This window comes from uncultured Flavobacterium sp. (assembly GCF_963925185.1).
GTDB lineage: Bacteria > Bacteroidota > Bacteroidia > Flavobacteriales > Flavobacteriaceae > Flavobacterium.
In genome coordinates this window covers 127,390-142,633 of record NZ_CAWURC010000008.1, presented here as the reverse complement: position 1 = coordinate 142,633, position 15,244 = coordinate 127,390, and the positions used below count along the sequence as shown (strand labels likewise).

12 protein-coding genes, 1 tRNA gene and 1 pseudogene are annotated in these 15,244 nt (G+C 34.6%); 8 read left to right on the top strand and 6 right to left on the bottom strand.

What is annotated here, in order from left to right; genetic code table 11:
* Window positions 1–2: 2 nt before the first annotated feature.
* Both rimP and AABM59_RS02635 read right to left on the bottom strand, forming a co-directional pair.
* Window positions 3–467 (bottom strand): ribosome assembly cofactor RimP, encoded by a 465-nt coding sequence (gene rimP / locus AABM59_RS02640; RefSeq protein WP_338407421.1) that lies wholly within the window; start codon window positions 465–467, stop codon window positions 3–5.
* 198 nt (window positions 468–665) lie between these two features.
* Window positions 666–736: transfer RNA gene (locus AABM59_RS02635), tRNA-Gln, on the bottom strand.
* Window positions 737–971: 235 nt separating this feature from the next.
* Between AABM59_RS02635 and AABM59_RS02630 the strand changes: the two genes are divergently transcribed.
* Both AABM59_RS02630 and AABM59_RS02625 read left to right on the top strand, forming a co-directional pair.
* Window positions 972–4,247, top strand: a complete 3,276-nt coding sequence (locus AABM59_RS02630) for a DUF2723 domain-containing protein (RefSeq protein WP_338407420.1) — start codon at window positions 972–974, stop codon at window positions 4,245–4,247.
* An 81-nt stretch (window positions 4,248–4,328) separates the two neighbouring features.
* A pseudogene (locus AABM59_RS02625) lies at window positions 4,329–4,953 on the top strand (polysaccharide deacetylase family protein).
* On the opposite strand, the gene AABM59_RS02620 reads toward AABM59_RS02625, so the two are convergent.
* Together AABM59_RS02620 and AABM59_RS02615 are read right to left on the bottom strand one after the other, a co-directional pair.
* Window positions 4,950–5,246: a thioredoxin family protein gene (locus tag AABM59_RS02620; RefSeq protein ID WP_338407419.1), complete on the bottom strand. Its 297-nt coding sequence runs from the start codon at window positions 5,244–5,246 to the stop codon at window positions 4,950–4,952. The pseudogene AABM59_RS02625 and the gene AABM59_RS02620 sit on opposite strands and share 4 nt — an antisense overlap.
* Before the next feature lie 74 nt (window positions 5,247–5,320).
* Window positions 5,321–6,556: a metallophosphoesterase gene (locus tag AABM59_RS02615; protein ID WP_338407418.1), complete on the bottom strand. Its 1,236-nt coding sequence runs from the start codon at window positions 6,554–6,556 to the stop codon at window positions 5,321–5,323.
* Window positions 6,557–6,794: 238 nt separating this feature from the next.
* Here AABM59_RS02615 and polA point away from each other — a divergent pair, with 238 nt between their 5' ends.
* Entirely contained in the window at window positions 6,795–9,635 is a 2,841-nt protein-coding gene (polA, locus tag AABM59_RS02610) for a DNA polymerase I (protein WP_338407487.1), read from the top strand.
* 58 nt (window positions 9,636–9,693) lie between these two features.
* Here the strand turns inward: polA and AABM59_RS02605 are convergent, their stop codons facing one another.
* Window positions 9,694–10,719 carry a LacI family DNA-binding transcriptional regulator gene (locus AABM59_RS02605; RefSeq protein WP_338407417.1) on the bottom strand — a complete coding sequence of 342 codons (1,026 nt, stop codon included), beginning with the start codon at window positions 10,717–10,719 and terminating at the stop codon, window positions 9,694–9,696.
* A 303-nt stretch (window positions 10,720–11,022) separates the two neighbouring features.
* Between AABM59_RS02605 and rplM the strand changes: the two genes are divergently transcribed.
* The 5 genes from rplM to AABM59_RS02580 all read left to right on the top strand — a co-directional run bounded on the left by rplM (window position 11,023) and on the right by AABM59_RS02580 (window position 14,515).
* Complete coding sequence (gene rplM / locus AABM59_RS02600) at window positions 11,023–11,478, top strand: 50S ribosomal protein L13 (RefSeq protein WP_338407416.1); 456 nt, start codon at window positions 11,023–11,025, stop codon at window positions 11,476–11,478.
* A complete protein-coding gene (gene rpsI, locus AABM59_RS02595; protein ID WP_132005716.1) occupies window positions 11,478–11,864 on the top strand; it encodes a 30S ribosomal protein S9 in 387 nt (128 codons plus the stop codon). Before rplM ends, rpsI begins: the two co-directional genes overlap by 1 nt.
* A 167-nt stretch (window positions 11,865–12,031) precedes the next feature.
* Window positions 12,032–12,931 (top strand): 30S ribosomal protein S2, encoded by a 900-nt coding sequence (gene rpsB / locus AABM59_RS02590; protein WP_338407415.1) that lies wholly within the window; start codon window positions 12,032–12,034, stop codon window positions 12,929–12,931.
* 109 nt (window positions 12,932–13,040) lie between these two features.
* Window positions 13,041–13,865 carry a translation elongation factor Ts gene (gene tsf, locus AABM59_RS02585; protein ID WP_338407414.1) on the top strand — a complete coding sequence of 275 codons (825 nt, stop codon included), beginning with the start codon at window positions 13,041–13,043 and terminating at the stop codon, window positions 13,863–13,865.
* Between the two features lie 86 nt (window positions 13,866–13,951).
* Window positions 13,952–14,515 carry a DNA-3-methyladenine glycosylase I gene (locus AABM59_RS02580; protein WP_338407413.1) on the top strand — a complete coding sequence of 188 codons (564 nt, stop codon included), beginning with the start codon at window positions 13,952–13,954 and terminating at the stop codon, window positions 14,513–14,515.
* Here the strand turns inward: AABM59_RS02580 and aat are convergent.
* Window positions 14,512–15,153, bottom strand: coding sequence for a leucyl/phenylalanyl-tRNA--protein transferase (gene aat / locus AABM59_RS02575; protein ID WP_338407412.1), 642 nt, complete (start codon window positions 15,151–15,153; stop codon window positions 14,512–14,514). The two genes, AABM59_RS02580 and aat, sit on opposite strands and share 4 nt — an antisense overlap.
* Window positions 15,154–15,244: the final 91 nt, after the last annotated feature.

Genomic DNA, 15,244 nt, shown 5'->3' with positions numbered 1-15,244 from the left:
AATTAAAATGTTACTGTAACGATTGCTTCTTTTATTTCTGTATAAGGTATTTCTTGTTTTTTTTGAACCGTTTCTTTTCCTTTTCCAAGTTTTTTCGGTTCTCTTGCTTTCCATGACAAAACTATAAAATTATCATTAGCTTCAACTAATTCTGCCTCAATAGTTTCGGTTGCTAATTTTACTATTAATGTTCTTCCAACGTTTTTTTTGTATTGACGAACCATTTTTAATGGCGACCCAACCCCTACCGAAGCCACTTCTAGAGAAAAATCTTGTTCTTCCCGGTCTAAATTAGCATCAATCGCTCTGCTGATATCAATACAATCTTGCAAAGCTACTCCGTTGTCACCATCTAAAGATACAATTACTTTAAAAGCATCAGTAATTGTCAAGTCTGTCAAAAAAACCGAAGGTTTTTCTAGAAGGCTATCGGTTAATAATGTGTTTATTTTATCTTTAAATGTCATATTTTATAAAAAGAGGCACGCTATGCGTGCCTCATTATCTAGTTTTTTTAGTAAATAACAGCGCAAATATAGTGTTTTTTTATAAATCAAAAACCATTGTTTTTTTATATTACACTATTTTCTACCAATGTTCCGATTAATTTGATGGTTTTAGCTAACTGATAAAAAAATCCCCCCAAAAAATTGAGGGGATTTTCGTTGGTCTACCAGGACTCGAACCTGGAAAGACTGCACCAAAAACAGTTGTGTTACCATTACACCATAGACCAATTCCATTGCCGTAAAGCGAGTGCAAATTTAATACAAATTTTAATTTTCACAAATTTTTAATCTCTTTTTATCAAAAAACTTTTAATTGGCGGTTTTACAATCTGAGAAGTCTTTAAAAACAAGCTATTACCGATAACGGTCTGTTTTTTAGAAAATTTTGTTAATGCTCGTGTCGTTACACAAAAAAACATTTTCTTTGTATTTTAAAATAAAACTAAATTTTAGCATATAAATATGGCAAATTTCAATTTCAATAAATGGAATACGATTACCGGTTGGTTTGCATTTGCAATTGCATTAACTACATACACACTAACCGTTGAGCCTTCGATGAGTTTTTGGGATTGTGGCGAATATATTGCCACTGCAGCAAAACTACAAGTTGGACATCCACCAGGGGCTCCCTTATTCCAGATGATTGGCGCTTTTTTTGCTATGTTTGCTATTGATGACAATCATATTGCATTGATGGTAAATATGATGTCTGTTTTTTCGAGTGCGTTTACCATTTTATTTCTGTTTTGGTCTTCATCGATGATTTTGAAGAAAATAATTTCTCAGTATTCTGAGGTAAATAAAAACAATTCTATCGTTATCCTTGGAAGTTCGCTTGTGGGTTCATTGGCTTATACTTTTTCCGATAGTTTCTGGTCTAGTGCAGTGGAAGCCGAAGTTTATGCAATGGCTTCGTTATTTATTGCTTTGCTTTTTTGGCTGGGTTTGCGCTGGGAACAGGACATGGACACACCAAGAGGCAATCGATGGTTGTTGATGATTTCACTGGTAGTTGGACTTACTTTTGGCGTCCATTTTATGGCGTTATTGACTATTCCTGCTATAGGTTTTCTTTATTTTTTCAAACATTATAAGGAAGTTACAATCAAAAAATTTATCATTGCCAATGTTGTTGTTATAGCTGTTTTACTGTTCATTTTTAAATTACTTCTCCCACTGACTATGGCTTTCTTTGGGAAGACCGAAGTTTTTATGGTCAATAATTTAGGACTGCCGTTTGACTCGGGAACAATTTTTGTTGTTTTACTTCTAGTTGCTTTCTTTTATTTCAGCTTAAAATTCACCCATAACAAAGGATATGTTAACCTCAACACTCTTGTATTGTGCATTTTATTTATCTTAATAGGGTTTTCAACTTGGATGATGTTGCCTATTCGTGCCAATGCAAATACGGTAATCAACGAGAATAAACCATCAGATGCACGAGAAGTTTTGGCTTATTACAACAGGGAACAATATGGCTCAAATCCATTATTCTACGGACCACAATATACCGAAGCGTTTGCAGGTTTAGATATAAACAACCCTTATTTAGATAAGGCTCCAAACTATGAAAGAGATTATAAAACTGGCAAATATATCATTGTAAACAACTACAAAAATGCCGAACAAAACAGTGATGATGCCCAAAAAACGATTTTACCCAGATTATGGAGTGGTGATAATATAGAGAATTACATCAGCTTTACAAATCCACCACAATTTAAAATAAACAATAACTATCCTTATGAAGACGATTTGCAAAAATATGGAGTAGATCCTAGCCAACTTTCCGAGGAGGATTACAATAAGGCGTTAGCACAGTTGAAAAATGAAATTGAAAAGACAGTTCAAGAGTTCAGACAAGCTTATGCTCAGAAACAAATTGATAATGAAGGTTATATTAAATTCCTGAAAAGTTATGGCGATTATTTAATTGTCGAAAAACCAACAACTGCCGATAATTTACGATTTATGGTCGAATACCAATTTGGCTATATGTATTTCAGGTATTTAATGTGGAATTTCGTAGGGCGTCAAAACGACATTCAAGGAAGATATGACTATCAAGACGGAAACTGGCTTAGCGGAATCACTTTTATTGACGAATTGCACCTAGGCTCACAACAAAACCTTCCCTCGGATGTGTTGAATAACAAAGGCCGAAATGTATATTTCTTTTTACCGCTAATACTAGGTCTTATTGGTGTTTTTTATCACGCCAGCAAGGATCGGAAAAGTTTCTACGTGCTTTTGGTTCTATTCCTGTCTTTGGGAATTGCCTTGAAGATTTACCTCAACGAAAGACCGTTTGAACCCCGCGAAAGAGATTATGCCTTGGTAGGTTCTTTTTACGTATTCGCTATTTGGATAGGTTTTGGGATTTACTCCTTATATGAAACTTTCCAAAATTATTTGGCACCAAAAATAGCCGGACCAATAGCTATTGCCACCAGTTTATTGGCTGTGCCGGTTTTAATGGCTTCGCAAAACTGGGATGATCACGACCGTTCAGAAAGATATACTGCAGTGGCTTTGGCAAAATCCTATCTCACATCGTGCGACGCGAATGCTATTTTATTTACCATTGGTGACAACGACACCTTCCCGCTTTGGTACGCCCAAGAAATTGAACACGTAAGAACAGATGTCAAGATTGTCAACACAAGTCTTTTTATGACCGACTGGTACATTGATCAAATGAAGGCGAAAGCTTATGATTCAGAACCTTTACCAATTTCATTTACACACGACGAATATGTGGGTGACAAACTCGATTATGTGGCGCATATTCAAAAAATTGATAGTCGTTGGGATATCAAAGATTTTATCAATTTTATAAAAAACCCAAAATCGACCGTTGAAATGCAAAACGGACAAACTATTCATTTTTATCCAACAAATAAAATTAGAATTTCTATAGACAAAAATAGCATAATCCAGAACAAAGTGGTTTCCACAAAATACAACGACTCCATTATTCCTTTTATCGACATAGACATCAAGGGGAATGCATTATACAAGAACAGGTTGATGATGCTTGATATTGTGGCAAACAATAATTGGAAAAGACCCATCTACTTTAGTCCAGGAGCATTTGATGCTGACGATTATTTGTGGATGAAGGACTATCTGCAATTAGAGGGAATGCTCTACAAATTAGTTCCCATAAAAACAAAGTTCGAAAAAGATACAAGTCCAATGGATATGGGAGGTCTTGATGCCGATAAAATGTATTCCATCGTTATGAAATGGGACTGGGGCAATAGCGACAGCAACAGCATTTATCATGATGTTGAAACCAGAAGAAACAGCATTTCCTATCGATCCATTCTTTCTAGATTGATGGATAAGTTAATTGCCGAAGGAAAAACAGACAAGGCTAAAAACATTATCAACTTAGCGATGACAAAAATGCCTTTAGGCAAATTTGGCTATTATTCAATGGTAGAGCCTTTTGCAACGGGATATTATGAAGTGGGCGAAACGGCAAAAGCACGTCAGCTTCTCGAAAAATTAATTATAAAATACCAAGAAAATCTTAACTATTATGCCGGTCTAAGATCGTTTGAACAATCCGATTTGGCTATTGATATTATTACCGACATTGAACGTTATCGTAGTTTGTTGCAAGTGATGAAAGAAAACGATGATGTCCAGTTTTATAATAAAAACAGAGCTCCATTTAATACTTATATAAAAATGTTTAGCCGTTTTGAAAGAGATCAAGAGTAACAAATTAAAAAAGTAGGAGAATTAAAAAAGTAGCGATGTTGAAAATACCGCTACTTTTTTTTAATTTATAAAACTTGGATTATGAGCTTTTACTGGATAAAAACAAATCCACTCCTAAAAAAAATATTTCAAAATTACATTTGGGACATTCCTAATAATGAGAATAAAATCTATCTCACTTTTGATGATGGCCCAACTCCAGAAGTTACCGAATGGGTTCTTGAACAATTACAAAAATACAATGCCAAAGCGACCTTTTTCTGCATTGGTAACAACATCAAAAAATTTCCTGAGGTTTTCTCAAAAGTAATTAACGAAGGACATTCCATCGGGAATCATACTTTCAATCATTTAAATGGTTGGAAAACTTCGACCGATGAATATTTAGAAAATGTTAAACGCTGTGAAAGTGAAGTCAGCAAACTGCACCCTGTTTCGCCCTCCTTATGGCAAAATAAAGCCCTCACAGTCAGAAAAATTACTTCAATTAGGCTATAAAATAATAATGTGAGACGTTTTGAGCGCTGATTTTGATACAACAATTTTCCCCGAAAGATGTTTGAAAAACGTTTTGAAAAATGTAACATCTGGAAGTATAATCATTTTTCACGACAGTGCAAAAGGATTCCCTAGTTTGGAATATACATTGCCAAAAATATTAAAAATCTTAAGTAAAAGGGGATTTGTTTTTGAAAAAATTGACTAAATATGCTCTTGAACCAAGCCAATAATTGTATTGGCATCTAATTCGCCAGATTGTCTCCAAATCATTTGGCCACCTTTGTAAATCATCAAGGTAGGTAGGCCTTTAATGCGCAAAGCATCGGCTAGTTCTTGATTTTTATCGACATCTATTTTTATCACTTTAGCTTTATCTCCCAAAGCTGCGGCAACATCCCTAATTACAGGATGCATCGAAACGGATGATTCGTTCCAATCTGTGTAAAAATCAATTAACACAGGGACTTGAGTGTTTATAAGTTCTCCAAATTTTGACATAAAATCAACGAATTTAATTTTCTAAATCTACTGAAAAGAGATATTTATTTTACAAATGTAGTATTTTAAACGAATTAAGCCACATTCTTGCCTTTTTTTAGTTCGATGACTGTAATCTCAGGCATAATTCCTACTCTTCCAGAATAAGCGTGAAACCCAAAACCTCTATTTACATATATGTATCTTCCCAAGTTTTCATACAATCCAGCCCATTGTTTATAAATATATTGAATAGGGCTCCATCGAATGACTCCTGGAATTTCTATTCCAAATTGCATTCCGTGGGTATGCCCCGAAAGCGTTAACTGAAAGTTTTTTTTATGATTTTTCACTTCATACTCCCAATGACTTGGATCATGACTCATTAATATTTTAAAATCTTCCTTTGTCAAATTGGAGGAAGCTAAATTAATATCGCCCACTTTTTTGAAATTTTTACCCCAATTCTCGACGCCAACCAAAGCAATTTTATCCGTTCCTTTTTTGATAAAAATATGCTCATTCAACAACAATTTGAAATCAATTTGCCCATGTAAATCTTTTATCGCTTGAAAATTCTCTTCTTTGGCAGCTTCTGATGGCCAAGTCACATATTCTCCATAATCATGATTTCCAAGTACCGAATATTTTCCATACTTATGTTTCTTGATTCTATTGAAAGTTTCTAACCAAGGGTGCATTTCCTTAGCATCAGTATTAACGATGTCACCAGTAAACAAAATCATATCTGAATTTTGTTCATTAACCAAGTCAATCGCATAATTAATTTTTTCTGGATTATCGAAACTACCGCTGTGAACGTCCGAGATTTGAGTTATTGTAAAACCGTCGAAAGCATCAGGCAAATCAGAAAAAAATATACGTTGTTTAATTACTTTATAATTATATTTACCTATGGTAATCCCATAAATAAGCGACAAAAACGGAACCGCCGCTAGCCCTAATCCTATTTGACTAACAAACTTTCTCCTCGAGGCAAGGAAATCAATACTGTCGTTAAGCTTTGTAAAATGATTGATAGAACCGGCGCCAATTCTGAAAATATCTTCCCCAAACAACACCAAAGTCAATATAATTTTGGGAATGTAAATTACAAGAAGTAATCCCATCGTTCGCATAGTTTGACTAGTTTGCCCCACTGAACGGTCAAATTTTGTAAAAGAATAAACAATAAAAACTAAAAGCAGTAAGCTTATTCCTAAATACGCAAGTAAAACCCATTTTGATTTTACTAAAGTTCTTAATGCCTGATAGGCATATAGTTCAATAATGAAAAGGACAATAAATAATATTAACAAACGGGAAATCATTGTGATCTATTTTTTGTGCAAAATAACAAATTAAATAAGTGAAAAAGATTCATATTAAATCAAATTTAACTAAAATCGCACCAAAATTATTTCGAGTCATGCTTTTATAGAAAGGGTGAAAAAACAGTAGTCAACACCTCTTTTATAAAATAATCAAAATAATTTCAGTTGAAACTACATTAAAAACATTACAAAAAGTTTTAAACTTTCGTTACTTTTACGTTTTTAAATTTATTTCATTATGTCACAAAAACGTCTTTTCCTTCTCGATGCTTATGCTTTAATCTTTCGCGGTTATTATGCTTTTATAAAAAACCCACGAATCAACTCCAAAGGAATGGACACTTCAGCAATTATGGGATTTATGAATTCTTTAATGGATGTCATCAAACGCGAAAAACCAGATCATTTGGCTGTGGCATTTGACAATGGCGGAAGCCAATTGAGGAATGAAATTTTCCCTGAATACAAAGCACATCGTGATGCCACTCCCGAACCCATAAAAATCGCAATTCCATACATCCAAAAATTATTACAAGCAATGCACATACCAATTATTGAAGTAAAAGGCTATGAAGCCGATGATTTAATTGGAACCATTGCCAAACAAGCCGAAAAACAGAATTACAAAGTCTTTATGGTAACTCCTGATAAGGATTTTGCACAACTAGTTTCAGAAAATATTTTTATGTACAAACCCGCTCGAATGGGGAATGGAATTGAAATTTGGGGAATTCCCGAAGTTTTGGCAAAATTTGAAATCGAACGTCCTGACCAAGTAATCGATTTTCTTGGAATGATGGGTGACGCAGCCGATAATATTCCCGGACTGCCTGGTGTTGGTGAGGTAACCGCCAAAAAATTATTGAAGGAATTTGGCACAATGGAAAATCTTTTGGCCAATACCGACAAACTGAAAGGCAAAATGAAGGAAAACATTGAATCCAACAAGGGAAAAGGTATCTTATCCAAGACATTGGCAACAATTCTACTGGATTGTCCCGTGGTTTTCGACGAAACTGATTATGAATTATCGACGCCAGATGTTGATAAAACCGATGCCCTTTTTAACGAGCTGGAATTTCGAAGAATGGCAGAACAATTTGATGCTATATTCAAAAAAGGAGGAACGGCAACGACAAATTTTCCTGTAGATGAAGCTAAACTTTATAAAAAACCGCAGCCTAAAAATGAAGAACAATTTGATTTGTTTGGAAGTGCTATTTCCGATGACACTTCGGAAGATACAAGACATCAATATTACAATACTTTAGAAAACACCACGCATTCCTATCAAATTATTCAAGGAGATTTGGGCTTGAAATTGCTGTTGCAAAATCTGCAAAATCAATCTTCGGTTTGTTTTGATACCGAAACGACTGGCCTTGATGCTTTGCACGCCGAATTGGTCGGTATTTCATTTTCTTACGAAAAAGGGAAGGGCTTTTACGTCCCGTTTCCGAAAAATCAGGAAGATGCGCAAATTTTAATCGATAAATTCATCCCGTTTTTTGAAAATGAAAAAATTGAAAAAATCGGACAGAATTTAAAATACGATTTGAAAATTCTTTCCAATTATAATATTAAGGTAGAGGGAAAATTATTCGACACGATGATTGCACATTATCTCATCAATCCAGATATGCGACATAATATGGATGTTTTATCGGAAACTTATTTAAAATATTCGCCAAAATCCATAGAAGAATTGATTGGTAAAAAAGGGAAGAACCAAAAATCGATGCGGGATGTTGCGCTTGAAGAAATCAAGGAATATGCCGTTGAAGATGCCGATGTGACCCTGCAGTTGAAGGAAATTTTCACATTGGAACTAGACAAAACAGAAACAAAAAAATTATTTGAAGACATTGAAATCCCGTTGGTAAAAGTGCTTGCCGATATGGAAAAAGAAGGTATTCGAGTAGATACTAATTTTTTGAAATCATTGTCGAAAGATTTGGGCAACGACATCAAATCATTAGAAAAAACAATCTATGAAACTGCGGGTCATTCGTTCAACTTGGCTTCTCCAAAACAATTAGGGGAAGTTTTATTCGACAAACTCAAAATTGGCGGAGCCAAACAAAAGAAAACAAAAACCGGTCAATATGCTACTGGCGAAGAGGTTTTGAGTTATTTAGTAAACGAACATCAAATCGTTAAAGATATTCTTGAATGGCGCCAATTGATAAAACTACAAAATACTTATGTCGATGCTTTGCCCAATCAGGTCAACAAAATTACAAAACGCATTCACACTGATTATATGCAAACCGTTGCTGCTACAGGAAGGTTGAGTTCTAACAATCCGAACTTGCAAAATATTCCAATTCGTACGGAACGTGGACGATTAATCCGAAAAGCATTTGTTGCCCGTGACGAAAACTACACCTTAGTTTCTGCGGATTATTCCCAAATAGAATTGAGAATTATTGCGGCGTTATCTGGAGAAGAAAATATGATTGCTGCTTTTAAAAACCACGAAGACATTCACAAATCGACTGCTTCAAAAGTGTTTAATGTTCCACTGGAAGAGGTTACTCGTGAACAACGAAGCCATGCTAAAACGGTGAATTTTGGAATTATTTATGGGGTTTCGGCATTCGGTTTGAGCAATCAAACTTCCTTATCAAGAAGCGAAAGTTCGGCTTTGATTGAAGCTTATTACAAAACCTATCCGAGACTTAAAACCTACATACAGGAACAGATAGAATTTGCCCGAGAAAATGGATATGTTCAAACAATTTTAGGAAGGCGTCGTTATCTGAAAGATATTAATTCACAAAACGCAATGGTTCGTGGTGGCGCAGAACGAAATGCTGTAAATGCACCTATTCAGGGAAGTGCTGCTGATATTATTAAAATTGCAATGATTAATATTCACAAGAAATTAGTTTCAGAAAACTGGAAATCGAAGATGTTATTGCAAGTACACGATGAGCTTGTTTTTGATGTTCACAACTTAGAACTGGAAAGAATTCTGCCAATGATAAAACACGAAATGGAAAATGCGTTTATAATGAATCTTCCTTTAGAGGTAGATTTAGGTACTGGAAAAGATTGGTTAGAAGCGCATTAGAAGATTTTAAAAATCAGAAAAAGGAAAATTAAATTAATAAATTAACCTTTTTATATTATTATAGTTTCCTTGTTGATTCCCGCTGTCTCAATTCAGTTTTTATAACCGTTGTTTTATAAGGAAGATTCTCTTCTTTACTTTCCAGTCTCTCTATAAGCAATTTAGCAGCAGCTTCGCCAATTTCTGGACCGTGCTGACTCACTGTAGACAAACTTGGCGACAATCTTCTTGAAGCAAGAATACCGTCGGCAAAACCTATTATGGAAAGGGTTTCGGGTATCATATAACCCTTCTTAAGGCCAATTCGCAAAGCAGCGACTGAGTCATTTTCATCTAAAGCAAAAATTCCGTCAATTGAATTTTTATCAAATAAAACATCTGCTTTGTCTTTTAAATCTTCTTCTGATTCGGTTCTAAGAATTATATCCTGATTAATTGCAATATTGTTATTTTCTAAAGCTTTAAGATACCCGGCGGCTCTTAGTTTACCTACACTTAAATTATCTACAGAAGAGAATAAAGCGATGTTTTTACACCCTAAATTAATTAAATGTTGAGTTGCGTTTAGTGCTGAATCAAAATCATCAACTACAACTTTATCACATTCTACCCCATCGGCAATTCTATCGAACATGACAATTGGCGTTCCATCATTTATGATTTCTTTAAAATGATTGTAATCCTGTGATTTTTGAGCTTCCTCAGAAACTGATAAAATAAATCCATCTATCGTTCCGTTACTTAACATTTCCAAAGTATTAATTTCTTTTTCCAAGGACTCATTCGAAATACAAGTAATCACGTTATATCCTTTTTCTTCAGCAACTTTTTCAATTCCGGTGAAAACTTTGGCAAAAAAAGAATTCAGGATATTTGGAATAATAACTCCTATAGTTTTTGTTGATCTGTTTTTGAGATTCAGACCTATAACATTAGGTTTGTAGTTTTTAAGTTTTGCGTATTCTTTTATTCTGGTTTTTGTTTGTTCACTAATTTCAGGACTATCGTTTAGCGCTTTTGAAACTGTGGAAACAGAAACATTAAGTTCTTTTGCAATTTGTTTTAGAGTTGCTTTAGCTTTCATAAGTAGATATTTAACAGCATTTGATTTTTATAATAACCTTAACCTTAAGAAAAAACTCGGTTTTTCCTTTTAAAAATTGGAATTTACGATTTATTTTCGAAATCAGACAATGCAAATATATAAAGTCTACAATTAAGTACAATTTCAAAAAACACAAATAAATTTAACTTTAAATATCCATTTGATAATCAGCTAAAAAACATCCAAAAAATAATCTTTTCTGACAATTTGTATTTCAAGAAAATAATTGTACTTTTGCGCTCCCTTTATTGGGAATGGAATGTTTAATTAAAATAAATTATTGTGAACGCATTAAGCTACAAAACAGTATCAGCAAGCAAAGCAACCGTATCCAAAGAATGGATTGTGGTAGACGCTGACGGTCATAACTTGGGTCGTCTTGCATCAAAGGTCGCTATGATCCTTAGAGGTAAGTATAAGCCAAGTTATACGCCACACGTGGACTGTGGAGATAACGTGATTGTTATCAACTCAGAAAAAATCAACCTTACAGGTAACAAAATGGATGAAAAAACATACATCCGTCACACTGGTTATCCTGGAGGACAAAGAACTTTAACCGCTAAAGTATTGCAAAGCAAAAACCCAGCTTTACTAGTGGAAAAAGCAGTAAAAGGAATGTTGCCTAAAAACAAATTAGGAGCAGAACTTTTCAGAAATTTAAATGTTGTTGTAGGATCAGAGCACAAACAAGGCGCTCAAAAACCTAAAACAGTTAACCTTAACGATCTTAAGTAATGGGAGTAATTCACAAAATCGGGAGAAGAAAAACTGCTGTTGCACGTGTTTATGTTTCGGAAGGAACGGGAGTAATCACTGTAAACAAAAAAGAATTTGCAACTTACTTTCCAACAGCAACTTTACAATACAAAGTGATGCAACCTATGTCTATGACAGAAAATGCAACTAACTTTGATGTAAAAGTTAATGTTTACGGAGGTGGTTCAACTGGTCAAGCAGAAGCTGTAAGAATGGCATTAGCACGTGTTATGTGTGAAGTAAATGCTGAAAATAGAGCTATCTTAAAACCAGAAGGTTTATTAACAAGAGATCCAAGAATGGTTGAACGTAAGAAATTCGGTCAGAAGAAAGCTCGTAAGAGATTTCAATTCTCTAAACGTTAATAGTACCTGTCTTGTTCTATTTGAACAAGACATCGTTTATTTATTGAATTTAAAAACAATGTTGTTGTTGCCTACTGAGGTAGGAATTAGTTTAGCATCTAAATGTATTCAGCCGAGAAATCGCCATCCATACATTGCTAATCAACAGAACGTAAACTAAACAAAAAATGTCAAACAAAGTAGAAGTAAAAGAATTACTAGAAGCAGGTGTTCACTTTGGACACATGACTAGAAAATGGGATCCAAACATGGCTCCGTACATTTATATGGAACGTAATGGAATTCACATTATCAATCTATATAAAACTGCAGCAAAAATTGAAGAAGCGAATGAAGCTTTGAAAAAAATTGCTGCATCAGGTAGAAAAATACTATTCGTAGCTACCAAAAAACAAGCAAAAGATATCGTTGCTGAAAAAGCAAAAGCTGCAAACATGCCTTACATCACTGAAAGATGGCCTGGTGGAATGCTAACTAACTTCGTTACAATCAGAAAAGCTGTTAAAAAAATGGCCACTATTGATAAAATGAAGAAAGACGGAACATTCATGACGCTGTCTAAAAAAGAGCGTTTGCAAGTAGATCGTCTTCGTGCTAAATTAGAAAAAAACTTAGGTTCAATCGCAGATATGTCTAGACTTCCTGCAGCATTGTTCATAGTAGATATCAAAGCGGAACACATCGCAATAAAAGAAGCTCAGAAATTAAACATTCCAGTTTTCGCAATGGTAGATACCAATTCTGACCCAAGAGAGGTAGAATACGTAATCCCATCAAACGATGATGCTTCTAAATCAATCGATAAAATTTTAACTTTGGTAACTGCCGCTATAATCGACGGTCTAGCTAACAGAACTTCTGATAAAGAAGGTGATGCTCCAGCTGAAACGACTGAAGTAGTAGCTGCTCCGGCTCCTGTTGCTGAAGAAGTTGTAGTAGTTGCTGAAGAAGTAGTAGTTGCTGTTGTTGCCGAAGAAGTTGCTCCAGTTGAAGTGGTTGCACCAGCTGTTGAAGCAGAAGTTGAAACTCCTGCAACTGAAACGGAAGCTCCTGCAACTGAAGAATAACAAAAAAATTACGAATTATAAATTATGAATTATGTGTGTTATGCGCAATTCCTAATTTGTAATTCGTAATTTATTTTAAAATAATTTTTAATCTTAAAATAAAAACAAAATGGCAACAATTACTGCTGCAGACGTAAATAAATTAAGAACAATCACAGGTGCAGGAATGATGGACTGCAAAAAAGCACTTGTAGAATCTGACGGAGATTTTGATTTAGCAATCGAAAACCTTCGCAAAAAAGGACAAAAAGTAGCTGCAAACCGTTCTGATAGAGAATCTACAGAAGGTGCTGCAATTGCAGTTGTAAATGCTGACAAAACTGCTGGTGTTGTTATCACATTAAACTGTGAAACTGACTTCGTAGGAATGAACGAAAGCTTTGTGAAAATGGCTACTGATATGGCTAATTTGGCTTTGACCTTCAATACTAAAGAAGAATTTTTAGCTGCTGATTTCAATGGAATCTCTGTTGCTGAAAAATTAATCGAGCAAACTGGAGTTATTGGTGAAAAACTAGAAATTAGAACTTTCGAAAAATTAGAAGGTGCTTTTATTGGTTCTTACATTCACTCTGGAAACAAAATCGCGACTATAGTTGCACTATCTGCAAATATTGCCGGTGCTGACGAAGTTGCTAGAAACATCGCAATGCAAGCGGCAGCAATGGCGCCAATTGCTTTGAACGAAGCTGGTGTTGATTCAGAAATAATCGCAAAAGAAATAGAAATTGCAAAAGATGTTTTGCGTCAAGAAGGAAAACCAGAAGCGATGTTAGACAATATCGCAAAAGGTAAACTAGCTCGTTTCTTTAAAGATAACACTTTGGTAAACCAAGATTATATTAAAGACAACAAAATGAGCGTTGCGGCTTATGTGAAATCTTTAGATAAAGATCTTGTCGTTACCGGTTTCAAAAGAGCAGCTTTAGGATAATTTATTCTAAAACTAATTTCAAAATCCCATTTCGAAGCAATTTGAAATGGGGTTTTTGTTTACATTTGAAATTTAAATTCAATAAAATGGAAAACAAAACAAGATGCAAATGGTGCGTGGGAATTGATATTTACGAAAAATACCATGACGAAGAATGGGGGGTTCCAGTTTATGAAGATAAAAAATTATTTGAATTCTTGGTACTCGAAACCTTTCAGGCTGGCTTGAGTTGGATAACCATTTTGCGAAAACGAGAGAACTTTAGATTGGCTTTTGACGATTTTGATTATAAAAAAATAGCGCAATATTCCGAAGACAAAATTCAGGAGTTACTACAAAATACAGGTATTATTCGTAACCAATTGAAGATTCGTTCTGCCGTCTCGAATGCCGTTTCATTTATGAAAGTACAGGAAGAATTTGGTAGTTTCAGCAAATACATTTGGCAATTTACCAATGGAAAACCAATTAATAATAATCGACAAAAGCTAAAAGAAGTTCCTGCCACTACTCCCCTTTCGGATACAATTAGCAAGGATTTGAAAAAACGCGGGTTTAAATTTGTGGGTTCAACTGTAGTTTATGCTCATATGCAGGCGACCGGAATGGTTAATGATCACGTGGAAGATTGCTTTATAAAAAGTGTTTAGTTATCTAGTTTTAAAATTTCAATAAATTCCTCTCTTTCAATTTCCCTACACCCCAAACTTTCAAGATGTTCGTTATAAACTTGACAATCTAACACTTTATAATTATCTATTTTCAATTGGTTTGCCAAAGCAATAAAAGCCGCTTTCGAAGCATTCGAAACTTTAGAAAACATACTTTCACCACAGAAAACGTGTCCTAAATCGACACCATACAAACCGCCCACCAATGCGCCGTTTTGCCATACCTCGACTGATTTTGCTATTCCCAATTCATGCAATTTACAATAAGCTTCAACCATATCATTGGTAATCCAGGTGCCGTTTTGTCCATCGCGTTTAATTTTTTGGCAATTCGAAATCACTTCTCTAAAATTCTGGTTGAAAGTAACCGTGAAAATATTTCGATTTAGAATGTTTTGCATACTTTTTGAAATCACTAATTCCTCTAGAAATAAAACCATCCTGAGATTTGGCGACCACCATAAAATGGGATTATTATTTTCGAACCAAGGAAATATTCCGCTTTTGTAAGCCAGCATTAAACGCTCTGGAGACAAATCGCCCCCAACAGCCAAAACACCCTCTACATTAGCAAGGGAAACTGGAGGGAAAAATAATTCTTTGGATAAAAAATACATAGTTTTCGAACAAAAGTATAAATCTTTACTTGTAAATTTGACGAAGCTAATTTACATTTTAAAATTCAATCTTAACTCTTTTCTAAAAACC